The 26,486-nt window shown below is 40.2% G+C and carries 20 protein-coding genes and 2 tRNA genes; 12 read left to right on the plus strand and 10 right to left on the minus strand.

Features of this window, described 5'->3' with window-relative positions; translation table 11 throughout:
- Positions 1 to 230 precede the first annotated feature (230 nt).
- On the plus strand, positions 231 to 1,727 hold the full coding sequence (locus tag ADHAQ_RS0117870) for a calcineurin-like phosphoesterase C-terminal domain-containing protein (protein WP_026464103.1): 1,497 nt from the start codon (positions 231 to 233) through the stop codon (positions 1,725 to 1,727).
- Between the two features lie 130 nt (positions 1,728 to 1,857).
- Here the strand turns inward: ADHAQ_RS0117870 and ADHAQ_RS0117875 are convergent.
- The 4 genes from ADHAQ_RS0117875 to hxlB form a co-directional block, all read right to left on the minus strand.
- A tRNA-Asp gene (locus tag ADHAQ_RS0117875) sits at positions 1,858 to 1,931 on the minus strand.
- Between the two features lie 233 nt (positions 1,932 to 2,164).
- Entirely contained in the window at positions 2,165 to 3,676 is a 1,512-nt protein-coding gene (gene zwf, locus ADHAQ_RS0117880) for a glucose-6-phosphate dehydrogenase (RefSeq protein WP_026464104.1), read from the minus strand.
- Between the two features lie 389 nt (positions 3,677 to 4,065).
- A complete protein-coding gene (gene hxlA, locus ADHAQ_RS0117885; RefSeq protein WP_026464105.1) occupies positions 4,066 to 4,698 on the minus strand; it encodes a 3-hexulose-6-phosphate synthase in 633 nt (210 codons plus the stop codon).
- 141 nt (positions 4,699 to 4,839) lie between these two features.
- Positions 4,840 to 5,424, minus strand: coding sequence for a 6-phospho-3-hexuloisomerase (hxlB, locus tag ADHAQ_RS0117890; RefSeq protein ID WP_034256908.1), 585 nt, complete (start codon positions 5,422 to 5,424; stop codon positions 4,840 to 4,842).
- Positions 5,425 to 5,753: 329 nt separating this feature from the next.
- On the opposite strand from hxlB, the gene ADHAQ_RS0117895 reads away from it, so the two are divergent.
- Positions 5,754 to 6,617 carry a helix-turn-helix domain-containing protein gene (locus tag ADHAQ_RS0117895; protein ID WP_026464107.1) on the plus strand — a complete coding sequence of 288 codons (864 nt, stop codon included), beginning with the start codon at positions 5,754 to 5,756 and terminating at the stop codon, positions 6,615 to 6,617.
- A gap of 25 nt (positions 6,618 to 6,642) precedes the next feature.
- On the opposite strand, the gene ADHAQ_RS28900 is transcribed toward ADHAQ_RS0117895, so the two are convergent.
- Complete coding sequence (locus tag ADHAQ_RS28900; protein ID WP_281172371.1) at positions 6,643 to 6,768, minus strand: hypothetical protein; 126 nt, start codon at positions 6,766 to 6,768, stop codon at positions 6,643 to 6,645.
- A gap of 223 nt (positions 6,769 to 6,991) precedes the next feature.
- A tRNA-Asp gene (locus ADHAQ_RS0117905) sits at positions 6,992 to 7,065 on the minus strand.
- A 242-nt stretch (positions 7,066 to 7,307) separates the two neighbouring features.
- Between ADHAQ_RS0117905 and ADHAQ_RS0117910 the strand changes: the two genes are divergently transcribed.
- From ADHAQ_RS0117910 to ADHAQ_RS0117935, 6 genes are all read left to right on the plus strand, one after another.
- Positions 7,308 to 8,258 carry an acetyl-CoA carboxylase carboxyltransferase subunit alpha gene (locus ADHAQ_RS0117910; RefSeq protein WP_026464108.1) on the plus strand — a complete coding sequence of 317 codons (951 nt, stop codon included), beginning with the start codon at positions 7,308 to 7,310 and terminating at the stop codon, positions 8,256 to 8,258.
- A gap of 115 nt (positions 8,259 to 8,373) precedes the next feature.
- Positions 8,374 to 9,216, plus strand: coding sequence for an MBL fold metallo-hydrolase (locus tag ADHAQ_RS0117915; RefSeq protein ID WP_026464109.1), 843 nt, complete (start codon positions 8,374 to 8,376; stop codon positions 9,214 to 9,216).
- Between the two features lie 8 nt (positions 9,217 to 9,224).
- Positions 9,225 to 9,986, plus strand: coding sequence for a patatin-like phospholipase family protein (locus tag ADHAQ_RS0117920; protein WP_026464110.1), 762 nt, complete (start codon positions 9,225 to 9,227; stop codon positions 9,984 to 9,986).
- Between the two features lie 77 nt (positions 9,987 to 10,063).
- Positions 10,064 to 10,687: a hypothetical protein gene (locus tag ADHAQ_RS0117925; protein WP_026464111.1), complete on the plus strand. Its 624-nt coding sequence runs from the start codon at positions 10,064 to 10,066 to the stop codon at positions 10,685 to 10,687.
- 93 nt (positions 10,688 to 10,780) lie between these two features.
- On the plus strand, positions 10,781 to 11,329 hold the full coding sequence (locus ADHAQ_RS0117930) for a 1-acyl-sn-glycerol-3-phosphate acyltransferase (protein ID WP_026464112.1): 549 nt from the start codon (positions 10,781 to 10,783) through the stop codon (positions 11,327 to 11,329).
- Between the two features lie 102 nt (positions 11,330 to 11,431).
- The gene (locus ADHAQ_RS0117935; protein WP_026464113.1) at positions 11,432 to 12,910 is read left to right on the plus strand and encodes a glycosyltransferase family protein; all 1,479 of its coding nucleotides are present in this window, start codon (positions 11,432 to 11,434) and stop codon (positions 12,908 to 12,910) included.
- A gap of 79 nt (positions 12,911 to 12,989) precedes the next feature.
- Here ADHAQ_RS0117935 and smc read toward each other — a convergent pair whose 3' ends face one another.
- From smc to ADHAQ_RS0117950, 3 genes are all read right to left on the minus strand, one after another.
- A complete protein-coding gene (smc, locus tag ADHAQ_RS0117940) occupies positions 12,990 to 16,517 on the minus strand; it encodes a chromosome segregation protein SMC (protein WP_026464114.1) in 3,528 nt (1,175 codons plus the stop codon).
- Positions 16,518 to 16,842: 325 nt separating this feature from the next.
- Positions 16,843 to 17,505, minus strand: a complete 663-nt coding sequence (locus tag ADHAQ_RS0117945; RefSeq protein ID WP_026464115.1) for a DUF4159 domain-containing protein — start codon at positions 17,503 to 17,505, stop codon at positions 16,843 to 16,845.
- A 16-nt stretch (positions 17,506 to 17,521) separates the two neighbouring features.
- Positions 17,522 to 18,232, minus strand: coding sequence for a 16S rRNA (uracil(1498)-N(3))-methyltransferase (locus ADHAQ_RS0117950; protein WP_026464116.1), 711 nt, complete (start codon positions 18,230 to 18,232; stop codon positions 17,522 to 17,524).
- A 220-nt stretch (positions 18,233 to 18,452) separates the two neighbouring features.
- On the opposite strand from ADHAQ_RS0117950, the gene ADHAQ_RS0117955 reads away from it, so the two are divergent.
- On the plus strand, positions 18,453 to 19,988 hold the full coding sequence (locus ADHAQ_RS0117955; protein WP_026464117.1) for a peptide MFS transporter: 1,536 nt from the start codon (positions 18,453 to 18,455) through the stop codon (positions 19,986 to 19,988).
- Between the two features lie 152 nt (positions 19,989 to 20,140).
- On the plus strand, positions 20,141 to 20,734 hold the full coding sequence (locus tag ADHAQ_RS0117965) for a hypothetical protein (RefSeq protein WP_051360011.1): 594 nt from the start codon (positions 20,141 to 20,143) through the stop codon (positions 20,732 to 20,734).
- Positions 20,735 to 20,794: 60 nt separating this feature from the next.
- Here ADHAQ_RS0117965 and ADHAQ_RS0117970 read toward each other — a convergent pair whose 3' ends face one another.
- Complete coding sequence (locus tag ADHAQ_RS0117970) at positions 20,795 to 21,988, minus strand: lactonase family protein (RefSeq protein ID WP_026464119.1); 1,194 nt, start codon at positions 21,986 to 21,988, stop codon at positions 20,795 to 20,797.
- Positions 21,989 to 22,195: 207 nt separating this feature from the next.
- Here ADHAQ_RS0117970 and ADHAQ_RS0117975 point away from each other — a divergent pair, with 207 nt between their 5' ends.
- Entirely contained in the window at positions 22,196 to 23,662 is a 1,467-nt protein-coding gene (locus ADHAQ_RS0117975) for a nicotinate phosphoribosyltransferase (RefSeq protein WP_026464120.1), read from the plus strand.
- A gap of 133 nt (positions 23,663 to 23,795) precedes the next feature.
- Positions 23,796 to 26,423, plus strand: coding sequence for a valine--tRNA ligase (locus ADHAQ_RS0117980; protein ID WP_026464121.1), 2,628 nt, complete (start codon positions 23,796 to 23,798; stop codon positions 26,421 to 26,423).
- Positions 26,424 to 26,486: the final 63 nt, after the last annotated feature.

The raw sequence follows: 26,486 nt of genomic DNA on the forward strand, positions 1-26,486 counted from the left end.
AGGTAAAGGTGCCTAAAATTAATTAGAGCACCCTTACTTCTTCAAACCTTTACAATTCTATAAATCAGCCTTAATATTTTGTTAATAGCCCATAGGCACCTTTGAGCTTCCAAATAAGCTTTGGGTTGTTTCTTAAACTTTCAATTTTTGTGTAAGGCACACCAGATAGGTTTTTACCTGGGGCTAAGAAAATTCAAATCCCAAAACAGGCAGTTTATAATTTATAGTATATGTTTAGAAGAAAATTTTTACAAAGTTTAGGTAAGGTTGGCTTAGGTTTGGGTTTACCTATTTCGGCTGTTCAAGCCAAGACCAGTAATAGGTTACAGGTTCAGAAATATGATTTAACCCCAATTTTAATTAAAGGGAAGGTACACCAGAATGGAAAAGGTATTTCAGGTGTGGCCGTTACCGATGGATATAACGTTGTTTTAACAGATAAAGCCGGCCATTATGTTTTAGATAGTAATGCTACTGCTGAATTTGTATACATTTCTATTCCCCGGGGGTACGAGTTTTCTAACCAGAAAGGGATGACTAGTTTTTTTAAACCTTTAAGAAACAGTACTACAGCTGTTACTGCTGATTTTGAACTACAAAAATTGAACGTTGACGATACCAAGCACAATTTTGTGGTTTGGGCAGATCCCCAGATAATTGATAAGCAAGATGCAGAGGCATTGGTAACGAGTACTGCTCCGGATTTAAAAGCCCTGGTAGCTCAGTATGATAACCAGACTTTATTCCATGCTATTGGTTGCGGTGATTTGGTTTGGGATAAACCTGACTTATTTGAAGATTATAAAAAAGCGGTGGAAATTAGCGGTATTCCATTCTTTCAGGTAATTGGTAACCACGATATGGATATTACTGCCCGGAGTGATGAAGGATCGGCCAATACATTTAAAAACTTGTTCGGGCCTACTTATTATTCTTTTAATCGCGGAGAAGTACATTACATCGTGCTCGACGATGTGTTTTTTGTGGGAAGCGATAAAAAATATATTGGTTACCTCACTGAAAAACAATTGCAATGGTTGGAGCAGGATTTAAGTTTTGTAAAACCAGGTTCCACTGTTGTCGTGTCGTTGCATATTCCGGCAAACAGCGGTCATAAAAGACGCAACAATTTAAAGGAAGATGCCTTAGGAGGAGTTGTTTCCAATAGGGCAGAGCTATACCGGCTACTTAAACCTTTTAATACCCATATTATGTCGGGCCATACTCATGTAAACGAAAAAGTAATAGGGGGTAATACCATTGAGCACACCCATGGTGCTGTTTGTGGTGCCTGGTGGACGGGTCCAATTTGTAGTGATGGTACGCCGAATGGTTATGGAGTATACGAGGTAAATGGTCCGGAAATTAAGTGGTACCATAAGTCTGTGGGAAAAGATAAAAGCTATCAGTTTCGGGTGTACCCTAAAGGCAGCGTGACCACCCGCCCAGACGAAATAGTGGTAAATGTTTGGAATTGGGATCCGGAATGGAAAGTAACGTGGTCTGAAAACGGGAATACTCCAACAGCTATGAAGCAGGAAATAAATTTCGACCCGCTTTCAGTAGAATTACATTTAGGGGTAAATCTTCCGGCCAAGCATCCTTTTGTAGAACCTTCCTTAACCGATCATTTATTTTTTGCCAAACCTTCAGCTAAGGCTAAAGATATCAAAATAGAAGTAACAGACCGGTTTGGACAAAAATTTACAGAAACGCTGGCGGTGTAGTTAAGGTTATTTATAACAAATAAGTTGGTTTCCCTGTGAATAAATTAGCAGTTGGTTTTGAAGAAGTGGGGAACTCAACCATTAAGAATTTAAAACAAAAAAGCCCTTCAGGATTACTGAAGGGCTTTTGCGGTCCGGACGGGACTCGAACCCGCGACCTCCGCCGTGACAGGGCGGCATTCTAACCAACTGAACTACCGGACCAACTCCCTTTAAATTCGCAGCGCTTTGGGGCGTTGTTCCTTTAAAGTGATGCAAAGGTAAACATTAAATTTTTAAAATGCTTAAATTTTTTGGGGTTTGTTTAAATAAAATTTTTACCCTTCATTTTGGTTCTAAATATTCCTCGTTTGTTCGGGCTTAGTAAGCTTATATAATTTTAAAAAAGAGCTATCGGCAAAACAAATGGTTTTTATTTTTATTCCCTGATTAAACTATCAAGCAGGTGGCATCGTCACAGTCCACGTGTGGCCATCCCGGGCAATAAGTGCTTCTGCATTCTCTGGTCCCCACATACCGGTGGCATAGTTTGGGAACTCCAGGGAAGGCCGGGACTCCCAAGTCTCCAAAATAGGCGTTATTACTTCCCAGGCAGTCTCCACCTGGTCTGAGCGCATAAATAGGGTGGCATCTCCTTGCATGGCATCCAGTAACAAGGTTTCGTATGCCTCCGGAGATGGGCCCCCTTCTTTTACGCCATTAAAATCAAACACCATTTCGGCTGGAGTAAGTGCCATTTCTAAACCTGTTTTTTTTGCCATAAAACGGAGACGTATGTCCATCTGCGGCTGCAGGTTAATAATGAGTCGGTTCGGCAAAATGTTCTCAGACATAGTACTTGGAAAAGTAAGGTGCGCCACTGGCCTGAACTGGACCGTAATGGAAGAACTTTTTTCCTGCATGCGTTTGCCGGTACGCAGGTAAAAAGGCACGCCCTGCCAGCGCCAATTATCTAACCGGAATTTGACTGCAGCATATGTTTCCGTTTGGGAGGATGGATTAACTCCTTTCTCCTCACGATAACCTGGTACTTGTTTACTCTTCATCCAGCCCGGGCCATACTGCCCACGTACCGCATATTTGCCTACATCTTCCTTAGAAAAGCGTCGGACCGCATGCAGCACATCTACTTTCCGGTTACGGATTTCCTCGGCTTCAAAGGTGACTGGTGGCTCCATGGCTACCATGCACATTAATTGCAAAAGGTGGTTCTGAATCATATCCCGTAGGGCACCAGATCCTTCGTAATAACCTCCACGATCCTCTACACCTACTTCTTCGGCAACCGAGATTTGTACATACTCAATGAAATTACGATTCCAAAGCGGCTCGAATAGCGCATTAGCAAATCTGAATGCCAGGATATTCTGGACCGTTTCCTTTCCCAGGTAATGATCTATGCGGTAGATCTGCGATTCCTCAAAGGTACGGGTAAGCAGTTGGTTCAGCTCTCGGGCAGTTTCTAAATTAGAACCAAAAGGCTTCTCTACTACAATTCTATCCTTTTCCGGATTGGAGGCAATGCCTGTTTTACTAAGATTAACTGTAATAGGTTCAATAAAATCTGGAGCTACAGACAGATAGAACAGCCGGTTCGATCTGCTCCCCCAAGCTTTTTCAATCTCATTTATTTTCTCCGCCAACTGCTGGAAAGAAGCAGGATCATTTATATCTGATGGAAGATAGTAAAGCGAATGCTGAAAAATACTCCAAGCTTCCTCCGTTGGAGATCCGCTTCTGGAAAATTTTGCAAGTGCCTGTTTCAGCGTATTTTTGTAACCATTACTGTCCGAAGATTGTCTACCTAATCCAATTAAAGCAAAGGTTTCAGGCAGTTGCCCATCCAGAAACAGGTTAAAAAAAGCCGGAATTAATTTCCGTTTTGCTAAATCGCCTGTTCCGCCGAAAATTACAGCTATAGTGGGAGCCACCTTGCTTGCTGATTTCATGAAAATAAATTATTAGTAGAAAGAGAAAGCTTTCCCTGCTAAGCAAAGAATTCTTTTATCAAAAATTAAAGTTTAACATTGGATTTACTCCCTCACAATCTTCGGGCACATGAGTGTAAGCGCCGCTTCCGATTACGGCCTATATACAAGACCAATACAATTTCGAATTCAAATTAAAAAGCGTCATAAAAGTTGTCATTAAATTGCTTCTTATGTGGCTATATTTAGACACATAAAAATGAGAATTCATTTGTAATACAAATGTAAAATCTGACCCTTAAAATTAAATAGGAAGTACATTATGGAGGAGTTACCAGAAATATTTGGCAGGAAAAAAGGCAAAGACTAAATAGCCTTTGCCTCTTGAGATTAATTAATAAAAATAAGACTTAAGCAGCGTCAAGAGCTTCGCGAAGAGCTTTCGCCGCCGCCGCCGGATCTGCAGCGCTATACAAAGAAGCACCAGCAACTGCCACTTTTACGCCTGATTTCTTAACCGCAGCAATGTTGTTGATGTTAACACCTCCAGCAATTGAAACAGGCACACCTACGCGGGAAGCTTCATCAATCAATACCTGGATTGAATAACCTGATAGTGCCTGCTCATCTAAACCAGCGTGTAATTCAACAAACTCCACACCTAAGGCTGTTACTTCCTGTGCACGTTTAACGCGGTCAGCTTCGCCGATAGTGTCTACTACAACACCTTTACCGTGTTTCTTAGCCGCTTCTACTGCGCCTTTGATAGTAGCATTTCCAGTAGTAGCTAATACAGTAACTAAGTCAGCACCCGCAGAGAACGCCATTTCTGCTTCTAATCCACCTGTATCAGCAGTTTTGAAGTCAGCAAAAACGATTTTATCCGGGAAAGCCTTTTTCATGGCCGTAATTACTGCCACGCCTTCGCTTTTGATAAGCGGAGTACCTAATTCAATAATATCAATATATGGGGCTACTTTTTCAGCAAGTGCTAAAGCATCTGCAGTAGTTAATAGGTCAATTGCTACTTGTAATTTAGTCATGATTGTAAATTGAATTATTAAAATTTGTTTCTAATTATTGGAAAAGAGAAGGAGCATAAAATTTACCTTCTCAAAAAAATTAAGTCGATAATCCCTAAAAAGTCTTGTATATAATGTTAAGCTTTTTGTATCTCAGAATAGCTATTCCAGGTTGGCGTGTCGTTTCCAGAGTTCTTCTGCCGGAGCATCTTCTAAGCCCCAGAGTGTCTGGAACAAGGCGTCTGTCAGTAATAAAATAAACTGTTCAAATAAGCTGCCTGCGTATTGCTCAGAAATAGTTTTACCGTGATCTTGCTTTTGAGCCGCCGGAATAATTATAATATGGGAAGCCAAAACGGCCAACGGAGATTTGTTTGTGGTAGACAGCGCTACAACTTTCGCTCCTGCTGCTACCGCCTTCTCGGCTGCTTTCACTATGGTGCCGGTGGTACCAGAACCAGAGGCAGCAATTAACAGGTCTCCTTTTCTAATAGCCGGCGTTGTAGTTTCTCCTACCACAAATACTGTCAGGCCCAAATGCATTAAGCGCATAGCGGCTGAGCGAAAGGAAAGGCCAGACCGGCCTGCACCCACCAGAAAAACTCTCTCGGCCTCTTGAATAAAAGGCAAAATGGCTGCTACTTGTGTAAAATCTATACTTGCTGCTATTTTTCGGTTTTCTTCTAATATCAGTTCAATATTTCGTTGAACAGTAGTTGGCAAATCACGACTCTCAGATCCACTCATATGCTTTGCTTCTTCATTTATTCGCTTTATTTTTTGCTTTAACTATCTAAGAAGCAACAATATTAATTGCTGTTTTCTCCTTCTTTAAAGCTGACACAAAGGTAGCCTGAGTTAAAGCGTAATAGCTTATACAAATTGCGCATAGTGTTGGACTATTTAGACATGCTAGAAATTTTAGACGGGATTGCGGCTATAAGTTCTGGAACTATCTGTTACTTTTGCCGACCAGACATACAGCAGATTATTTAACTTTGGGTTAATAGACAATTATTTTTTCTGCCTTTTGTTCTACTGGTATGCTGATTTTATTGCCCGGGGGAAAGAATTATATGACAGAAGCGATCTTAAGCCAAGAACTGAATCAAACGCTTATTTATATTAGAAACTTGGGTAATTGCCCACCCAGCTACTTAAATGACCCCAGCCGAAAAGACTTTTTTGAAGTGGTTTGGCTCAAAAACGAGTATCCTTTGCACGCCTTACCAGAAGGCGGTGAACCTGTAAAAGGACACTGGATTTACCTGTTACCACCTTACCGGGTTCATCAGTTAAATAAAGCAGGCAAAAAGGGCGTATTACTTTCTTTTAAGCGTGAACTGCTGGATGAGGACGCCAAGGAGTTTATCCTGGATGTATTCAAGATCTTTAACATTCAAGGCGAATACTCTTGCCTTGGCGTTAGCAAGGAGCTTTCTGACCAGCTTTGCAAAGTTTATGATCTGCTGGAGGAGGAATACCAGAAAAACGAGCACAGTATCCTGATTATTCAGGCTTTGCTTAAGGCATTCCTTCTCAATATAATTCGCATTAAAGAACATGAATTTACAAGTCAGGACATTAACCAGAAAAGAGTTTATGAATTCATGTTACTGCTGGAAGAAAATTATCTACACACCAGAGACATTGAATTCTACGCGGATAAAATAGGCATCAGCTCCAAGCGTTTGAATCAGGTGTTGAAAGAGAAACTACAGAAAACGGGTATGCAACTGATTCATGACCGGGTTATTCTGCAAGCTAAAAGGCAGATTATTCATAGTGAGAATACTATTAAGGAAATAGCTTATCTGTTAGAATTTAATGATCCCCCGTATTTTACCCGCTTCTTTAAACAGCACACCGGTCAAACACCAGACGAATTCAAGAAGCAGGTACAAGTTCATATTGCTTCTAAAGCGAACACGCTTGTTTAAAATATGATTTTGGTTTAATAGAATGTTAATATTTATTTAAACTGCTGGTAGATTTTATCCGGTTAAAATCTGATGCACCTGCACCGACTAGAATATCCACATTACAGGTGGTAAAGCTATCTTCGTTAAGTTCTTCAGCAATTTTACTCAAAGGGAATCGCTTTTATTTAGCTAAATTTTCAAAAATTGAAAAGCGGTAAAACGCAAAATGACTAATTGGGAATAAGGGTGGGGCAAGGAGAAACGTTACTAAAAGTTGATTATTCCTTGTTAAGCAGATTTTTTATTGCTTCAAATTTTTGCTCCAGGGCAGAAAAAGCTTTGCTGTACCGTTAAAAGTAAAAAAGCCCTTCAGGATTACTGAAGGGCTTTTGCGGTCCGGACGGGACTCGAACCCGCGACCTCCGCCGTGACAGGGCGGCATTCTAACCAACTGAACTACCGGACCAACTCTCTTTAATTTCGCAGCGCTTAGTGGCGTTGTTCCTTTAAAGTGATGCAAATGTATAGGGTTAAATTTAATCCTGCAAGTGCGTGAGCTATATTTCCATAACTTTTTTTGCAGTTTTAGGCTAATAAACGGATAATCAGGTAAATAATTTTTAAAATAATTTCTGTGGGCTTAATTGACTTTTGCTAATAAGAAACAATTAACTTTGTAGCCACAAAAAGATAATCCGGAATTAATATATGCTTCTAGATTTTGAACAGCCTATTGCAGCCCTGGAGGGTAAGCTTCGCGAAATGAAAAAACTGGCCGAAGAAAGCCAGGTAGATGTATCGGAAGCGGTTAAGGCGTTAGAGGAGAAAATTAAGCAATTAAAAAAAGAAACGTATTCTAATTTAACACGCTGGCAAAGGGTACAACTTTCACGGCATGCCGACCGGCCCTACACTTTGGATTACATTGCAGGGTTAACCACTAAATTTATTGAACTGCACGGCGACCGGAATGTTAGGGACGACAAAGCCATGGTTGGCGGATTTGGAGAAGTAGATGGCCGAACCATTATGTTTATTGGGCAGCAAAAAGGTCGTAATACCAAACAAAGGCAATTACGTAATTTCGGAATGCCCAACCCGGAAGGCTATCGGAAAGCCTTGCGGTTGATGAAGATGGCGGAGAAGTTTAATAAGCCTATTGTTACCTTTATTGATACGCCGGGTGCTTTTCCGGGTATGGAGGCAGAAGAACGTGGACAGGGGGAGGCCATTGCGCGTAACCTGAAAGAAATGTTTATGCTGAAGGTGCCGGTAATTTGTATAGTAATAGGTGAAGGTGCCTCCGGAGGGGCTTTAGGTATTGCCATCGGCGACCGCGTACATATGTTAGAGAATACCTGGTACTCCGTAATTTCGCCTGAAAATTGTTCGACTATTCTGTGGCGTAGCTGGGATTATAAAGAACAAGCAGCAGATGCAATGAAAGTTACAGCAAAAGATATGCTGCAATTTAAATTGATAGATGGTATTATAAAAGAACCATTGGGTGGAGCACATACGCAACCCGAAAAAATGGTGAGTACTCTGAAAAAGCATATCCTTAAAACCTTAGATGAATTGGAAGCCATTAGTGCTTTGGAACGTATCAACCAGCGCATTGATAAATTCTCTAACATGGGGGTAGTGCAGGAGTTATAAAAGACCTGTTTAAAACATTTTTAAAACCTGTATTCAACATTTAATTTAGTTGGATACAGGTTTTCTTTTTTAATTTAGATATACTAGCGGCAGAACTTAAAATTGATTTAGAGCTATGAAGTTACACAGTATCGAAACCGGGTTTTTTAAATTAGATGGAGGAGCTATGTTTGGGGTAGTGCCCAAAGTAATTTGGCAAAAAACCAACCCTGCCGATGAAAATAATTTGTGTACCTGGGCCATGCGGTGTTTGCTGATTGAAGATGGAGCTAAATTGATTTTAATTGACACGGGTATGGGGAATAAAATGGACCCTAAACTTGCCAAACATTATTATTTACATGGCGATGCTTCTTTACATAAATCTATTCAAGGTCTTGGTTTTACTTCCAATGATATTACAGATGTTTTTCATACTCATTTGCATTTCGACCATTGCGGTGGTAGCATAAATTTTAACCTTGATCGGAGTAAACTGGAATTAGCTTTTCCTAATGCAAAATACTGGACCAATCCCGATCATTATAAATGGGCCACAGAACCGAATGCCCGGGAAAAAGCGAGCTTTTTAAAAGAAAATATCAACCCAATTGCAGAAAGTGGACAACTACATTTTACCCAAATAGAAGAAGCTTCGCCATTTACCCAATTCGAAATAATATATGTAAATGGGCACACCGATAAAATGATGTTGCCGGTAATAAAGTATAAAGGTAAAACCCTGGTATACATGGCGGATTTACTACCATCAGTGGGGCACCTGCCTTTGCCCTATGTGATGGGATATGATACCCGGCCCTTGATTACCCTGGAAGAGAAAGCGCATTTTTTGCAGGAAGCAGCCGATAAAGAATATATTCTCTTCCTGGAGCACGATGCGCAACACGAATGCATTACCGTAAAACATACCGACCACGGAATTCGTTTAGCCGAAGCATTTACTTTAGCTGATATTTAAATTTATTTATGCGGATTGGTTTGTGTTTATCGGGTGGAGCTGCCCATGGTTTTGCGCATCTGGGTGTTTTAAAGGCATTTGATGAACTTAATATTTCCATCAGTGCTATTTCAGGAACCAGCTCGGGGGCTATTGCGGGGGCTTTTTACGCAGCAGGTTATTCGCCCGATGCAGCCTTTGACTTAATAAGCAAGCGAAATATTCTGAAACTGATGCGACCAGCTTTTTGTCGCTACGGGCTCATAAACATGGACCAGGTAGAAAAAGCATTTAGCGAATATTTCGGCACCAAAACCCTCCAGGAATTAAAACCTAAACTAATTATTGGCACTACTGATTTAAACCAGGGTATCAATGTTTATTTCAGGGAAGGGGACATTATAAAACCTTTAACCGCCTCGTGTGCCGTACCCATTGTTTGTAAACCTATAAACTACCCAGGGCATTTTTTAATTGACGGAGGGTTGATTAATAATTTACCGGTAGAATGTTTAACAGGAGAGGCCGATTTTATAGTTGGCGTGCACGTTAATCCATTTGACCACCAATCTCAGATTACGTCTTTCCGGGGGGTAATGGAAAGAACTTTTCATCTGGCCATTAATAATAACGTGGAACCCCGGCTAAAACTTTGTAATTTCCTGATAGAGCCGCCAGTCCTAAAACATTACAGCCTTTTAAGTTTAAAAGACGCAAAGAAAATGTTTTTAGCCGGGTACGAGCACACCTTGACCTTATCGGATAAACTTTTTGCTGCAATGCAAGCTTAATATAAAAATTGTTATATTCTGTTTGCAGGTTATGCGTATATAGAAAAATCTTAATAGAAATCTAATTACGTACATTTATGAGGTTTATTTATACAGTTTTTATTATTTTATTATGTAGTATCACCGCCTTTGCCCAAAGAAATCAGAGTAGTTTATCAGATGCCTTTATGCTCAGAGGTACTTTTTTATTGGGAGGTAATTTAACCACTTCTTTTAAAGGTTATTCCAGCGATCGGGGAGATCAAAAAAATATAAATAAGGGAACCGTTTTCAGAATAAATTTAGATACCAAAGTCGGGTATTTTGCTATGGAAGATGTGGCTTTTGGCTTAAATGCGAATCTCCGGCATAGTTGGAATAAGCAAAAGAATGAGAACGACCCGAACGTGGAGACAACTTTGCTATTTGGTCCTTTTGTTCGGGCCTACTTAAATAACGGAATATTTGGAGAGGTAGGATTAGGAATGGGTTTGGATAATATTAAACAGGGCTCTCAAAAAGATTTGTTTTCAGCTGATTTAGGGGTAGGCTACAGTTATTTTATAACCAAAAAAATAGCCCTGGAGCCAATGATAGTTTTTAACTACTACAAACAAAGACTAGGTGGGGAGTTAGGTAGTGATAACTCAGAGTATGGCCCCGAATTTAGATTAGGAATTTCGGCCTACTTATTGAAACACCGCCGGACCATACCTAAATAAGTAAAGCAATAAACAGGCGAAATGATGAAAAGAAGCTAATCAGAATAAAATGATTAGCTTTTTTACTTTATAGCAATCTTGTAACTTTGCCTTATGTTTGGAAAACTTTTAGCACATACTATATTCAAGGTTTCTGGTTGGCACGTTAAGGGAGAAATTCCGGCCGATGTTAAAAAGTGTATCATGATTGCGGCTCCGCACACCAGCAACTGGGATTTAATTTATGCCCGGGCGGCTTTTTATATTATGGGTATTGATGTACGATATACCATTAAAAAAGAAGCAATGGTGGGGCCACTTGGCTGGATACTAAGCAAAATGGGTGCTTTGCCAGTAGACCGGTCCCGGAATAATAGCTTGGTGGCTTCCATGGTAAATATTCTGAACAAAGCAGAAAAAATGGTAATTCTGATTACCCCCGAGGGCACCCGGAAATACCAGCCGCGGTGGCGTAAAGGATTTTATTATACAGCAGTGGAAGCTAAAGTACCCATTGCACTAGGTTACCTGGATTATCCGAATAAAGAAGCCGGTGTTGGACCAATAGTTTACCCAACTGGCGACTTTGATGCCGACTTGGAAACTATTATGAATTTTTACCGGACGAAAAAAGGGAAGTATCCAGAGAATGGAGTCAGGTAATTTCACTGGCCTTAAAAAAACAATTCCCAAAGAATATAACCTAGCCGTTTTGGTATGCTTTAAAGCTTTCTAGCAGCATGGTTGCTGCCCGGGAGATCTCTCATGAAGTTTGTTAATTATCTAAAGGTTCTGCTTGCAGCTACCATACTGCTATTTATTTATGGCTTAATAGAACGGGTGCCGGACATAGACGATGCTTGGTTGGGTGAGCATGCCTATTGGTTGGCTAAATTAGGTTATGTAAAATCCGAGCTCATGCGCGGTATTACTTACCAGCATATCCGGTTTCTGTGCCATCATAAGCTGTTAACGCTGCAAGGTGCTTTAATAGTAAATCTATTCGGTTTTTCGCTTTATGGTTTAAAAGCCTTAAGTCTGGTATACCTGGTTTTATTTATCCTGATCTTCTATTGGTATACTTATAAGAAAATACTTTCGCCTCCACAGTTTTACGGGGCACTTATCATACTGTTAATTTACAGGCCTTTTTATGAATTTGCCTTTGTTTTCCGCCCCGAATTACCAGTAATGACTATTGGTTTTCTTTCCTACATTTTACTGGAGAAAGCCCTTAAAGAAGAGAATAAACAGGCCTTAGTAGCAGGAAGTGGTTTTTTAGCGGGAGTTTGTGTAGCTACCCATTTAAATGGTGTAATTTTTCCAATGGCGGGCTTTGTGTTATTAGTCTGGAATAAAAGATATCAGCAGGCTATTTTATTTGGTATGGCTGCTGTACCTGCAATAGCTGTTTATTTTTTTGATTTTACTTCTGGTTATAATTGGCGGTTCTGGCTTTATCAGCTTAACGAAACGCCCTCGCACGACCGGGCTAATAAACTACCTTACGGATTATCATACCTACTTAATTTAGTAACTGAGCATAAACGTTATTTTCATAGTATTCGGGAGGCTACCTTTTATGGCTTGTTTCTTTTAGTTTTTATTTTAACCCAAGCCTACCTGAAGCCTTTTAAAAATTTAAGCCGGTATGCTTTTCTGCTGACTATATGTTTAGGTTTGCTGGCAATCCATAAAGCTACCAAATACGCCATTATTATTTTGCCCTACCTGATTATGCTATTGGTGTTGGGTATGGGTTACTTGTTTAAGGAAAAAGATTCCGAAGATTTTGCCTTTAATAAGAAATTCCTCCCAAAACTTAGGCTGTTTCTCGCCGTGGCATTTGTTTTCTATTTTGGTGTGCATGCCTATTTTGATTTTGAGTTGGCTAATCAAAAATATAAACCAGAAGAATTTAATAAACTAGTAAAAGCCTATTTACCGGAAGATACCAAAAATCTTAAGATTGTGGCTCCCATGACTTTTATTTATGGTAACATAGATGGTTTTAAGGCTATCCAAGCGGATATGTGTTACGGCGAACTGAACCGGGTAAACAGCAAGATTTATCAGGAAGAATTTTTAAACCTAACCAAGGCCAATAAAGCAGACTACCTTATTCTGACTGACCATTATATAGATAAATTTGGTTTGGTTCATTATACCAACCACGATTTTCTGAAGGCTGGCTTTCAGCAACTACTGGGAGGGAAGGAGCTGATAATCCTGAAGCGGATTTGATAAATTAAGCCGTTCAATAAAAAAGGCAGGGGGTGAATGATTCCATTCACCCCCTGCCTTTTTATATATTTTCTTAAACTTAAGCTAGTTGACGCATATCTACCGGAATAACCCTTGATACGCCCGGTTCCAGCATGGTTATGCCATAAATAACATCTGTAGAAGCCATGGTGCGTTTATTATGAGTTACTACAATAAACTGCGACTCGTTAGAGAAGGTCTTTACAATATTGTTGAATTTATCAATATTGGCATCATCCAGCGGCGCATCTACTTCATCGAAAATACAGAATGGCGCCGGCTTTAACAGGTAAATCGCAAATAAAAGCGAAATAGCCGTTAATGTTTTTTCTCCTCCTGATAGCTGGTTAATGGTTAATGGCCGTTTCCCTTTCGGGCGGGCCATAATTTCAATTTTAGATTCCAGCGGGTTGTTTATATCCGATATAATTAGGTCACAGGTATCTTCGTCGGAGAAAAGCGACCGGAATACCCGCGTAAAGTTTTCCTTAATCATGTTAAATGCCTCCAGAAACTTCAACTTAGCTACCGTATCAATTTCATTAATGGTATCCAACAAGATATTTTTGGCATTGATTAAGTCGGTTCGCTGCTCTTTAATAAATTTATCGCGGGTTTCTATTTCGGCGTAAGCTTCGGCGGCCATTAAGTTTACTGGGCCAATTGTGTCCAGTTTGCTTTTAACAGTTGCTATTTGGCTGCTCAATTCCTCATTAGTAAATTCCAGCGGCTCCGCAGTATAATTTACCAGTTCTTCTTCGGTTATATTAAATTCAGCGGATAATCTTTCCCGGATGGCTACCAGTTTAATCTGAGTTTCCGAAAGCGCCTGTTGCATGGACATAATAATCTCATCGGCGTTCTGGCGTTTGCGTTGTACTTCCCGGATATACTTGTCTTTGTTTTCGATTTCACCGCGCAGGGTAAAGAAATCTTTTTCCAGTTGGTCCAGCGTTTCTGTAATTTCTTTGCGGTCCGAAAGCATTTGGTGCAGGTTATCGGTATTATCCAGAATGAATTCTTCCGAGGCTACAATTTCGTCTTCGGCCCGCAGTAATTCGTCTTGTTGTTGCTGAATACGCTGGTGCGCTGTTTCCAGCGACTTTTGCCGGTAGTTTACTTCCTGCTGCAAGCTGGTCAGCCGGTTTTTTAACTGGTGATACTGAATGTTCTCCTCGTTAAATACCTGATTTACGTTCTGAATTAATTCATTGTGCTTAGCCAATAATTCAGTATAGGAACTTAAATCCGATTCAAGACGCTGTAAATCCTGTTGCAGCATTTCGGCTTGAGGCACCAGTTCATAGCTCTTATATCTAAAATCTTCTAAACGTTCGGTTAATTCAGCTTCTTTATTCTGGTTGTTTTGCTGCATTAATGCTTGCTGCTCGTACCGGATCCGAATTGTAATTAACTCTTGTTGCTGAATGGATATTTCTTTTTCCAGCTGTTTAATAGCGTCCTGCTGCGTTTCGCCTTTCAGGTTTTGGATTACCTGCTGCTGGGTATTTATTTTTATTTTAAGCAGGTCGGCTTCTTTTACCAGGGCTTCCAGTTCTTTTTCCAGGGTCTCCAGGTTTTGTTTCCGGCCAATCCGATTACCGTCGAATAAGCCTACTGACCCACCCGATACACTTAAAGGCTTTTTAATAACAGAGCCGTCGTGCAAAATAAAAGTCCGGTGATCACCGCTGTAAAAGTCAGGAGGGAGTTCCTGCGAAATGTAAACATCGTTTAAAATGTAGTAAAGCAATTGGTGGTACTTTTCATCCGCCGAAACTACTTCGTAGGCCGCTTTTAACTTTGTAGTAGAAACAGTAGGGCCTACTTCCAAATCTTCAATCTCTGACAATACAATAAAGTTGGCCCTGCCTTTATTTTGATTATTTAGTAACCGAATAGCTTCTATGGCATCATCCATGGTGTCTACCACGAAGAAATTCATGTAAGGCTCCAGGTAACTTTCTATCAATGATTTGTATTCCTGTTGGCAGACAATTAAATCCGAGAGGAGCGGGGCAGGCTTTTCCCAGTTTTTAGATTTGTATAAGAATTTTATTGCATCCGGAAAACCTTCCAGGTTATCAACCAAAGATTTGGTTAAACTGTACTGGTTGCGTTTCGAATCAATTTTCCGGTTCAGGTCGATCAGATTTGTTTTGTACTGCTGTAATTCGTTTTCGGCCTCTTCCAGTTTTATTTTAAGGGAGTTTTCTCTTTCAATCAGGGCTTCCAGGTCAACCTTGCGGTCAATCAGAATTTCTTCCATTTCCTGCATGCCGGTTCGGAAATTTTCGGCATTTTCTTCGTCAGAAAGTTTATTCTGCGTTAATCGCTCCAGTTCCGTTGTCAGGTTTACAATCTGCACCTGCGTTACTTCAATGTCTTTCCGAACCTGGTAAAGCGCATGTTGTTTTTCGCGCTGCTGGTCGGTTATTTCTTTCGAGTTCTTTTGTAAATCTGCTTTATGCTCATTAGCCTGAGCAATTTCCTGTTTTAGCAGGTTTACCTGTTGTTCAGATTCTACAAACTGTTGCTGCACCGACTGAATATTCTGTTGCAGCTCCAGTATGGTGTCCTGGGTTTGCTCCAGGGCCATATTGTCCTGGCTTATTTGCTGCCGCAGCATAGCAATTCGCTCTTTTAAATAATTAGTGCGCTCCGATTTTAGTTTTATTTCGTTTTCGAGCTGGCGGATCTGGTACGTTTTTTCATTTACCTCTTTCTGCTGTACCGTTAAAGTTTCCTGTAAGGTGTTCGCCTGCGTTTTCTGGTTGGCTAATGCCTCCTCCAGGGCGTCTACATCATCAGCCAGGTTTCTCTTTTGCTGCGTTTCTTCTTTTAAGGTGTTCTCCAGCTTTTCCAGCGTTTGCATGTGCTGCGAAATATTCCGCCGCGCATATTCCAGGCTAATGGTTTTGTACTCTTCTTTCAGTTTGATGTATCGCTCGGCTGTTTTGGCTTGGCGCTCTAATGATCGCAGGTTTTTACCTATTTCAAACAGTACATCCTCCAGGCGTTCCAGGTCAGCATCGGTTTCTTCCAGCTTTTTCAGCGTTTGTTTTTTCCGAACCTTAAATTTGGAGATACCAGCTGCTTCCTCAAATAATAGCCGACGGGAGTTTTCCTTATCGTTCAGAAGTTCATCCACCATTTTTAGCTCAATAATAGCGTAACTATCGGAGCCAATACCGGTATCCAGAAACAATTCATTAATATCTTTTAACCGGCAGGGAACACTGTTAAGTAAGTACTCGCTATCGCCGTTACGGAAATATTTCCGCGTAACGGTTACTTCTGAGTAGGCGCTTGGTAAAATACCTTTGGTGTTGTTAAAAGTAAGCGATACTTCGGCCATTTGCTGAGGCTTCCGGTTTTTGGAGCCGTTAAAAATAACATTCTCCATTTTATCGGAGCGGAGGTTACGGGTCTTCTGTTCACCCAATACCCACCGGATCGCATCTACAATATTGGATTTTCCGCACCCGTTTGGACCAACAATTCCGGTTATCCCGTCATCAAAATTAATGGTAACCTTGTCGCCAAAGCTTTTAAAACCTTTGATCTCTAATTTAGAAACTTGCATTTAATAGTCGTGAGGCCATGGTTTATGAGGCATAGCCTAATAATAAATAGTAAATATTTTCCTGATGATAATCCCTTGGAAGCAAGATTAAAATAGTAATGATTTAAAGTCACCAACTTCACAGGGGTACTTATCAGGTTGTAGGAAATGGCCATTTAAAGCCATCCCAAAACCGCTGGAGGGCTTTAAACAAAAGCTTTCCAACAATAAAAATACAAACAAATTTCTGATTTATACACCAGAATAGGAACGACTACAGAATTTATTAACAAGTTATTTGAGCTGTCCTTATAAAAAAGGAATAATAGCTAGGCCATATGTGCAGCTATTGGTAATTGGTCAGGGCATAAGATAAGATGTTGGCACCCATACGAAGTGCAGCCTCATGTTTTTCTATAGGGTCTTTGTATACTTCCGGATCTTCCCAACCGTTGCCTAAATCGCTTTCATACGAGAAGAAACAAACTAAACGTCCCTGGTAGATTAAGCCGAACCCTTGCGGCGGTTTGTTGTCGTGTTCGTGAATTTTAGGTAAGCCTTTGGGAAATTTATATTTCTGGTGGTAAATAGGATGATTAAATGGTAACTTCACAAATTCCAACTCCGGAAAGACTTTCTTCATTTCTGCGCGTACAAATTTGTCCAGGCCATAATTATCATCAACATGTAAAAAGCCTCCCCCTATCAGGTACTTCCGCAGGTTTTCGGCCTCGGCATCAGAAAATACTACGTTGCCGTGCCCGGTCATGTGTACAAAAGGATAACTAAATAATTCAGCACTGCCCACCTCTACAATTCCTTCCTCCTTATTAATATTCATGTTCAGGTTTTGGTTGCAAAACCTTATAAGGTTAGGCAAGGAAGTTTTATTAGCATACCAATCGCCGCCGCCATTGTATTTAAGCTTGGCTATCTGGAAGCTGGCTTGCTGCGCGGCACCTGAAAAAACGATAATAAAGCTTAAGAGCAGGGTCAGTAAATATTTCATAATCCTTTAAACGTGATTAAGCTAAATTCATTTCATGCAATAGGTTTACGGTATGGCAAGCTACTAATGCGGCCGTTTCGGTCCGTAAACGGCTGGTACCTAAGGTTACCGGTTTAATGTTTTGTTTATAAGCTAATTCTATTTCGTTAGGAGAAAAATCGCCCTCCGGCCCAATTAATATACAAGTAGATTTATCAGGTTTTATTGTACTTAAAGCTACCTGATTATGTTCTTCTAAATGAGCAATAAATAGTTGATCGGCAGTGGGTTGTTTCACAAATTCCTTGAAAGGAATCATATTATGCAAGACAGGTTTATAAGCTTTTAAAGATTGCTTCATGGCACTAACTACTATTTTTTCCAGTCGGTCTAGGTTAATGTTCTTCCGTTCGGAGCGTTCGCAATTCAGAAAATATATCTCATCAATACCTATTTCAGTGGCTTTCTCTACAAACCATTCCATTCGGTCTATATTTTTGGTAGGCGCTACCGCTACTTTTACCCGGTAGGGCCGATAGCCAAAATCTTTTTGAGTTTCCTTTATTTGTAACAGGCATTTTTTAGGATTAGCCTCACTTATTGTGGCTTTATAATAGCCGCCTTCCCCATCCACTAACTGTACTTCGTCCCCGGCTTGTAAGCGTAAAACCCGCAGGGCATGTTTAGATTCTTCTTCCGTTAATAATACAGTATTGTTGGCAATTTGGGGAGTATAGAAAAGGTGCATCTGGTAACAGTTTTACTACTAAGTTAGTATTGGTATTTATTAATTAACTTAAAAAGTTAGACTAAATTTTCTAAAAAAAATAGTGCCTTTATAATCAATATTTTAATTCCTGACTTAAAATAAGCTAATTATAGTAAAGGAACAATATTTGTGTTTTTGAAGCCCAACTGTTAGATTTACTTGAACACGAAAACAAAATATTTCAATTTAATCAACATACATGGAACAAACTTTAACCGGAGCTAAGCACCCGCCTCACCTGTTTATCCTTTTTTTTACGGAAATGTGGGAGCGCTTTAGCTACTACGGCATGCGGGCTTTATTAGTCTTGTTTTTAACCTCTTCTGCTTTGAAGGGCGGTTGGGCCTGGAACCGGGAAGATGCCCTGCAATTATATGGTACCTACACAGGTCTGGTTTACTTAACCCCAATTATAGGTGGCTTAATAGCCGATAAATTATTAGGTTACCGGAATGCTGTTATTCTGGGCGCTTTTATCATGACGCTGGGGCATGCCAGTATGGCTCTGGAAACTCCTGTCTTTTTTTATTTGGGCCTAGGTGGTCTTATTATAGGAAACGGTTTATTTAAGCCAAATATTTCTTCTATTGTGGGCCAGTTGTACGTTAATAATCCGGAAAAGAAGGATGCTGCCTATACTATTTTTTACATGGGCATAAACTCCGGAGCTTTCCTGGGGATTTTACTTTGCGGTTACATTGGAGAGAAAGTAGGCTGGAGCTATGGTTTTGGACTGGCAGGTATTTTTATGTTTTTTGGTATGATGCAATTTGCTTTTGCCCAAAAACTATTTGGCGAAATTGGCGGCAGACCCCAAAAGAAAGGAATTAATAATACAGTTTCCAATGTGTCCAATGGTAGGGAAGAGGAAGTAGTGCCGGGTAAGGTAGTCAGAGACCGGATTATTGTTATTTCAGTTTTTGCTTTTTTTACCATATTCTTTTGGATGGCATTTGAACAGGCCGGTGGCTCCATGACCATTTTTGCTAATGATTACACCGATCGGGTTTTATCCGGTAGCAGCGCAACTATTTTTAAATGGGCCAATACTATTCTGGTGGTGGTGCCTATGATTATATTAACCTTTGTTCTGCTAAACTTATTCAGACAAACCTTTAGTAAAATTGCCTTATCCAGTTTATTCCTGGGTAGTAGCTTTGTAATTATCTGGGGATTAGTTGTTTGGATGCTGCAACGGGAGTTTTCGGCAGCGGCTACAGAGGTGCCTGCTTCCTGGTTTGGTATCCTGAACTCCTTCTTCATTATTTCGTTAGCGCCTTTATTTTCTAAAGTTTGGGAAACCAAGTTTAACCCTTCTGGTCCGGTTAAATTTGGTATTGGTTTGATATTAGTGGGTATAGGTTTTGCTTTATTGGCTTATGGTGGTAGTTCCATTCCGCAAGGAGCTAAAACAGCCTCGGTAAGTATGGTTTGGTTGATTATGGCTTATTGCTTACATACTATGGGCGAACTTTGTATTTCCCCGGTTGGTCTTTCTTACATCAGTAAATTGGCTCCGCCAAAATTGGTAGGTTTAATGTTTGGTATCTGGTTTTTAACCACCGCTATTGCTAATTATTTAGCAGGTATTACTGGTAGTTTCATTGATCCAATTATTGAAGACTATTCCATGGCCACCTTCTTTTTAATTTTTACAGCTATTCCAATTGTTGCAGGATTAGTAATGATGAGCCTGAATAAGCTATTAAAAAATAAAATGCACGGTATTTATTGATTTAATAATTATAATTTTCTAATAAAGCCCCGGTTTTTTGCCGGGGCTTTTTTTTTGTATTTAGGGATGTTGTATATTTATTTTTAAATAAAATAACCTGTAAATGATTGGTTTGATCTTTTATTAATCCTAAATACATATCCTATAGAAACATGTTTACTTTTTTTCGCAAAGCTAATGCTTTGCTTGCTATTGCTTTGTTTTCGCAGTCTTGCGAAGTTGATCCGGTTAATCCAGAACTTCCAAAAGAGGAAAGAATTGCTAAAATTTATTTGATTCCCAAAAACGAACATTCCTCTAATAATACAATCCAGCTTCTGGGTAATAACAGAATTAAGTTTAAGACAAAATTTGATAATTCTGCTATTTATTTAAGTAAGGATCCTGTAAACCAGTATGATATAAACAAGCTTTACGGTTTCTCCGACTGCCGTACTGCCCATCATACGAACAGTGCCCGGTTTGGATGGCGTTGGCTTAATAAACGCCTGGAAGTTTTGGCTTATACTTATAAGGATGGCGTTCGGTATGAACAATTTATTAGTGCTGTTGATTTAAATACCGAGTATGTATATGAGTTAGAGTGCCTGGAAAATAAATACATTTTCCGGTTAAATGGAGAAACAGTAGAAATGGAAAGGGGATGTAACGATAATCCGCAGAAATACAAACTATTCCCATATTTTGGAGGAGATGAAGTTGCCCCACATGACATAACCATCACCATTACGGATATTGAATCCTAAAAAGTAAAAGCGGGCTATTTCTTTTATAGCCCGCTTTTACTTTCATAATAACTTTAAAAACTAAGCAAAAGGAGTGGTTATTTGCAGGCATACCGGTGAGGGTACTTCTGCCTGGTTACCAGTAGGTGTTAATTTGCCTGATTGTTGGTTTATTTTAAAAGAAATAATGTTGTTGGAGTCCTGGTTAGCCACCAGTAATATTTTGCCTGACGGATCGATGGTAAAGTTTCGCGGTGTTTTACCTTCCGTAGAAACATGCTGTACTAATGTTAATTTACCTGTTTTAGCATCAATGGCATAAACCACAATACTGTTGTGTCCGCGGTTAGAGCCATATAAGAATTTACCATTCGGCGATACATGAAGATCGGCACAGGATGACTGCCCAGAAAAATCAGCGGGTAAAGTAGAAATAGTTTGCAGTTCTTTTAAGTCGCCGTTTTGGGCGGTATAGGCAAAAGCCTTTACCGTTCCATCTAATTCATTTATCAGGTAGAATAATTTACCATTGGGATGGAAGGCCATGTGGCGCGGACCAGCACCCGGTGTAACTTTTACGGCAGGCGGGTTGGTCGCAGTTATTTTTCCATTTTTAGCGTCATATAAATACCGGTAAATACTATCGGTTCCTAAATCAGCAGAAAAAGCGTATTTGTTGGCGGCATCCAACATAATGCTATGAGCGTGTGCTTCTTTCTGGCGGCGGGTATTTACACTGGAGCCTTCGTGCTGATCCATAGAAGAGGAAGGGCTAAGCTGGCCATTGGCCTGAATAGGCAACACCGCTACATTGCCACCGGAATAATTGGCTATTAAGGCATTTTTATCACCTTTATCTAACGAAATATAACAAGGCGATGCCCCTAAGGAAGCTTGTGTATTTAATAAGATAAGATTGCCATTCTTCTGATCAATAGAGAAAGCACTAACAGCACCGCTTTTTTGCCCTTCATAATTACCTGTTTCGTGTACCGCATATAAAAAGCGTCGTTTAGAATCCAGCGTTAAGTAAGAGGGATTTTCGCCGGCTTTAAAAGCTGCTACCCGGTTTATCGCACCTGTTTCGGTATTTAAGCTATATAAAAAAATACTTTCAGCGTCTGGTTTCGCATACGTGCCTACATAGAACATAACTTCATTGCCTTTATAAATTGAATTAGCTAAACTACTTAGGGGACTCATAAAAGGTAAAAGAGCCGCACCTAAACTGGCGGATTTAATAAATTGGCGGCGGGAGTGGTTTTTAGCGGTCATAAATATTTAAAAATTTCTATATTTCTTTTGGTTGTGAAAAGCAAAACTAAATATTCTGCGCAATTAATATAAGGTTATTACTTGTTTTTAAGAAGCTAGCGTAAATATAATTTTTGCTTACAAACTTTGTGCCTTAAACAATCGCTTCTAAATCATAAATTAATTTCTAAAATTGCGTATTGCAAGCAAATATTTAAATACAAAGACATGAATTTAAATGACCGTTACGAAATGTCGTTGGGGTTACTGACCGACTTGTACCAGCTAACCATGGCTCAGGGGTACTGGAAAAAAGAAATGGCAGAACAAGAAGCTGTGTTTCATTTATTTTTCCGGAAAAATCCGTTTCAGGGTGGTTATACAGTTTGTGCAGGTTTGGCCGACGCCATTGATTTTTTGCAGCATTTAAAATTCACCGAAGATGATCTGGCTTATTTAAGTAGTTTACAGGGTAGCAGGCAGCAGCCTTTATTCGAGGCCGGGTTTCTGGATTATTTACGTGATTTAAAGTTTACCTGCCAGGTAGACGCTATACCCGAAGGAACTTTGGTTTTTCCTAATGAACCTTTGCTGCGCATCACAGGTCCTATATTGCAATGTCAGTTAGTAGAAACCCCTTTATTAAATATCATAAATTTTCAGACCCTGGTAGCTACCAAAGCAGCCCGTATAGTAGATGCTGCTAAAGGAGACCGGGTAATAGAATTTGGGATGCGCAGAGCTCAAGGCCCGGATGGTGCTTTGTCTGCGGCCCGGGCAGCTTTTATTGGCGGCATAGGAGCTACTTCAGACGTATTGGCCGGTAAAATATTTAATATTCCGGTTAAAGGTACCCATGCCCATAGCTGGGTAATGTCTTTTGAAGAAGAACAAGAAGCCTTTGCCGCTTATGCTGATGTATTTCCGCACGATGCTACCTTTTTGGTTGATACTTACCATACTATAGAAGGCATTAAAAAAGCTATTGCCGTGGCTAAGCAATTACGGGCGCAGGGGGCAGAACTACAGGGAGTCCGATTAGATTCTGGCGATTTAGCCTATTTAAGTAAAGAAGGCAGAAAGCTGTTAGATGAAGCAGGTTTTCCTGATGTATCCATTGTAGCGAGCAATGATCTGGATGAGTATTTAATTGAAAGCTTAAAATTGCAAGGTGCCAGGATAGATACCTGGGGTATAGGTACCAAATTAGTTACTGCCTACGATCAGCCTGCTTTGGGTGGAGTCTATAAACTGGCTGCTTTACGTAAGAAAACCGGTGAGTGGGAGTATAAACTAAAACTTTCCGAACAATTAATAAAAATTTCTACGCCGGGCATTCAGCAAGTTCGGCGGTTTTACAATGAAGATGGCTTCGTGGCCGATATGATATTCTCTAAAGAACAACCCATTGGCACTTCCGCTACCATTGTAGACCCGAGTGATATAACCAAACGCAAAACAATTACGGCCGGAATAGCCCACCAGGATTTACTGATACCTGTTTTTAAAGCAGGTGAGTTGGTATATGAATGTCCAACTTTAAAAGCTATCCAGGAATACGCGAAGCAACAGGTAAACCAATTGCACCCGTCCATCCGCCGGTTCTTAAATCCCCATATCTACCCGGTTGGCCTGGAAGAGCAGCTAAATAACAAAAAGCTCTCTATTATTATGCAATTGCGGGAAAGCGAATAAACTCAATTTTAACTAAAAGTTTTATATAATCTTCTTAAAGAGAAAATCGCAGAATTTAGATATTTGGTAAAGGACTATTTTTTACCCAAAGCTTTATTCCCTATTTTTGCGCTCGTTTATTTTTAATCCAGACATGGCAATATCAAAAACATATAATCCGAAAGAAGTAGAGGAAAAGTGGTACGCTAATTGGCAACAAAAAGGCTTTTTTCGGTCTAAACCTAATCCTAAAAAAGAACCATATACGGTAGTAATTCCTCCTCCCAATGTAACCGGGGTATTGCACATGGGGCACATGCTCAATAATACCATTCAGGATATTTTGGTGCGGCGCGCCCGGATGCAGGGAAAAGAAGCTTGTTGGGTCCCCGGTACCGACCATGCTTCTATTGCTACCGAAGCACGGGTGGTAGCCATGTTGAAGGAAAAAGGTATCAATAAGGCCGATATTAGCCGGGAAGAGTTTTTGACCCATGCCTGGGAATGGAAAGAAAAATACGGCGGCATCATTCTGGAGCAATTAAAGAAACTAGGTGCTTCTTGCGATTGGGATCGTACTCGTTTTACCATGGAAGAGTCCTTAACCGAAGCAGTACTGCAGGTTTTTGTGGACTTGTACCGCAAAGGGAATATTTACCGGGGTATCCGGATGGTAAATTGGGATCCGGCCGGGAAAACTGCTTTATCGGATGAAGAGGTAATTCATAAACAGGTAAATTCTAAGCTGTATCATATAAATTACCAGATAGCTGGCGAGGAAGGAAATTATTTAACGGTTGCCACTACGCGTCCCGAAACAATTTTGGGCGATACCGCTATTTGTATTAACCCGAACGATGCCCGCTATCAGCATTTAAAAGGCAAGCAAGCATTAGTGCCGCTAATCAATCGGCCTATTCCTATTATTTTTGATGAGTATGTGGATATGGAGTTTGGTACGGGTTGCTTAAAAGTAACGCCAGCGCACGACTTGAATGACTACGAATTAGGGCAACGCCACAACTTACCAAGCATTGATATTTTAAACGATGACGGTACCCTAAACAGTAAAGCACAGCTGTATGTGGGCGAGGATCGCTTTATTGTTAGAAAAAAAATAGCAAAGGAATTAGAGGCAAACGGACAGCTGGTAAAAACCGAGGACATTACCAATAATGTAGGTTTTTCCGAGCGTACAGATGCGGTTATCGAGCCTAAATTGTCTATGCAGTGGTTTCTGCGGATGGAGAAATTGCGGGATCCGGCACTTAGTAGTGTCATGGAAGACCAGATAAAACTACACCCGCCAAAGTTCAAAAACATGTACCGTTCCTGGATGGATAATATCCGGGATTGGTGTATTTCGCGCCAATTGTGGTGGGGACAACGTATTCCGGCTTATTATTTACCAGATGGCTCTTTTGTTGTAGCGCATAACCTGGAAGAAGCCTTAGCGCTGGCGAAAGAGCAAACGGGAAATACTGATTTGACAACTGCTGATTTACGGCAGGATGAAGATGTTCTTGATACCTGGTTCTCTTCCTGGTTATGGCCTATTTCAGTTTTTGATGGGTTTAAGGATCCGGATAATGCCGACATTCAATATTATTACCCAACCAACGACTTGGTAACGGCTCCGGAAATTTTATTTTTCTGGGTAGCCCGGATGATTATGGCAGGCTTGGAATACCGGAAAGAAGTACCTTTTAAAAATGTGTACTTAACGGGTATAGTACGGGATAAATTAGGTCGCAAAATGTCTAAATCTTTAGGCAACTCGCCAGACCCACTTAATTTAATTGAGCAATACGGTGCCGATGGTGTGAGAACTGGTATGTTATTTAGTTCACCGGCCGGTAACGATTTATTATTTGATGAAAAGCTTTGTGAGCAAGGCCGGAACTTCAGTAACAAAATCTGGAATGCTTACCGCTTAATAAAAGGCTGGGAAGTTAATGAAGACCTGGAGAACCCGAACGAGCTGGCAATAAAATGGTTCGACTCTAAATTTAATGCAGCTTTTGAGCAGATAGAAGATCATTTCAGTAAGTTCCGTATGTCGGACGCGCTAATGGCGGTTTACAAACTGGTGTGGGATGATTTCTGCTCCTATTACCTGGAAATGATTAAACCGGCTTACCAGAGTCCGATTGATAAAAAAACACTGGATGCCACTATTGCTTTCCTGGAAAGTATTTTAAAACTGCTGCATCCGTTTATGCCTTTTATTACGGAAGAAATATGGCAGGATATAAAAGAGCGGAGCGATAAAGATTATTTGATAATAGCAAAATGGCCCAAAGCAGATGTGGTAGATACCATTTTGCTGGAGCGGATGGAGAAAGCAATGGATATTGTTGGGGGGATACGGAATGTACGGAACTCCAAGAATATTCCGCAAACCAAAGCACTTAGCTTAGCAATTAAAACGCAAGAGCATTCAATTTTGAAACCTTTTGAAGCTTTGATTCAGAAGTTAGCCAATATTACGGGTATAACTTATGTTGAGGAGAACCAGGAGGGTAGTATTAACTTTGTAATTGGTGGTAGTGAGTTCTTTATCCCAATGGAAGGTACCGTGGATCTGGAAGCTGAAAAAGATAGGTTAATAAAAGAACTAGAGTACACCAAAGGTTTCCTGGCTTCGGTAGATAAAAAATTGAGCAACGAACGTTTTGTTAACGGCGCACCAGCCCAGGTACTGGAAAAGGAATGGCAAAAGAAAGCGGATGCCGAAGCTAAAATTAAAGCTTTGGAGCAAAGTATTGCAGCTTTTGATTAATGTAGATTTGTTTATAAAATAAAAAGGGAGCTAATTAGCTCCCTTTTTATTTTACTTTTTTAG

Source organism: Adhaeribacter aquaticus DSM 16391, assembly GCF_000473365.1.
Taxonomy (GTDB): Bacteria; Bacteroidota; Bacteroidia; order Cytophagales; family Hymenobacteraceae; genus Adhaeribacter; species Adhaeribacter aquaticus.

Bases quoted from the DNA above. Each gene is read 5' to 3' on its own strand.
- hxlA (WP_026464105.1), bottom strand. From the start codon at position 4,698: ATGACTAAATTACAAGTAGCAATTGACCTATTAACTACTGCAGATGCT.
- ADHAQ_RS0117955 (WP_026464117.1), top strand. From the start codon at position 18,453: ATGGAACAAACTTTAACCGGAGCTAAGCACCCGCCTCACCTGTTTATC.
- ADHAQ_RS0117945 (WP_026464115.1), bottom strand. From the start codon at position 17,505: ATGAAATATTTACTGACCCTGCTCTTAAGCTTTATTATCGTTTTTTCA.
- ADHAQ_RS0117870 (WP_026464103.1), top strand. From the start codon at position 231: ATGTTTAGAAGAAAATTTTTACAAAGTTTAGGTAAGGTTGGCTTAGGT.
- ADHAQ_RS0117935 (WP_026464113.1), top strand. From the start codon at position 11,432: ATGAAGTTTGTTAATTATCTAAAGGTTCTGCTTGCAGCTACCATACTG.
- ADHAQ_RS0117895 (WP_026464107.1), top strand. From the start codon at position 5,754: ATGACAGAAGCGATCTTAAGCCAAGAACTGAATCAAACGCTTATTTAT.
- ADHAQ_RS0117970 (WP_026464119.1), bottom strand. From the start codon at position 21,988: ATGACCGCTAAAAACCACTCCCGCCGCCAATTTATTAAATCCGCCAGT.
- ADHAQ_RS0117930 (WP_026464112.1), top strand. From the start codon at position 10,781: ATGTTTGGAAAACTTTTAGCACATACTATATTCAAGGTTTCTGGTTGG.
- ADHAQ_RS0117910 (WP_026464108.1), top strand. From the start codon at position 7,308: ATGCTTCTAGATTTTGAACAGCCTATTGCAGCCCTGGAGGGTAAGCTT.
- hxlB (WP_034256908.1), bottom strand. From the start codon at position 5,424: ATGAGTGGATCTGAGAGTCGTGATTTGCCAACTACTGTTCAACGAAAT.
- ADHAQ_RS0117950 (WP_026464116.1), bottom strand. From the start codon at position 18,232: ATGCACCTTTTCTATACTCCCCAAATTGCCAACAATACTGTATTATTA.
- zwf (WP_026464104.1), bottom strand. From the start codon at position 3,676: ATGAAATCAGCAAGCAAGGTGGCTCCCACTATAGCTGTAATTTTCGGC.
- ADHAQ_RS0117915 (WP_026464109.1), top strand. From the start codon at position 8,374: ATGAAGTTACACAGTATCGAAACCGGGTTTTTTAAATTAGATGGAGGA.
- ADHAQ_RS0117980 (WP_026464121.1), top strand. From the start codon at position 23,796: ATGGCAATATCAAAAACATATAATCCGAAAGAAGTAGAGGAAAAGTGG.
- ADHAQ_RS0117925 (WP_026464111.1), top strand. From the start codon at position 10,064: ATGAGGTTTATTTATACAGTTTTTATTATTTTATTATGTAGTATCACC.
- smc (WP_026464114.1), bottom strand. From the start codon at position 16,517: ATGCAAGTTTCTAAATTAGAGATCAAAGGTTTTAAAAGCTTTGGCGAC.
- ADHAQ_RS0117965 (WP_051360011.1), top strand. From the start codon at position 20,141: ATGTTTACTTTTTTTCGCAAAGCTAATGCTTTGCTTGCTATTGCTTTG.
- ADHAQ_RS0117920 (WP_026464110.1), top strand. From the start codon at position 9,225: ATGCGGATTGGTTTGTGTTTATCGGGTGGAGCTGCCCATGGTTTTGCG.
- ADHAQ_RS0117975 (WP_026464120.1), top strand. From the start codon at position 22,196: ATGAATTTAAATGACCGTTACGAAATGTCGTTGGGGTTACTGACCGAC.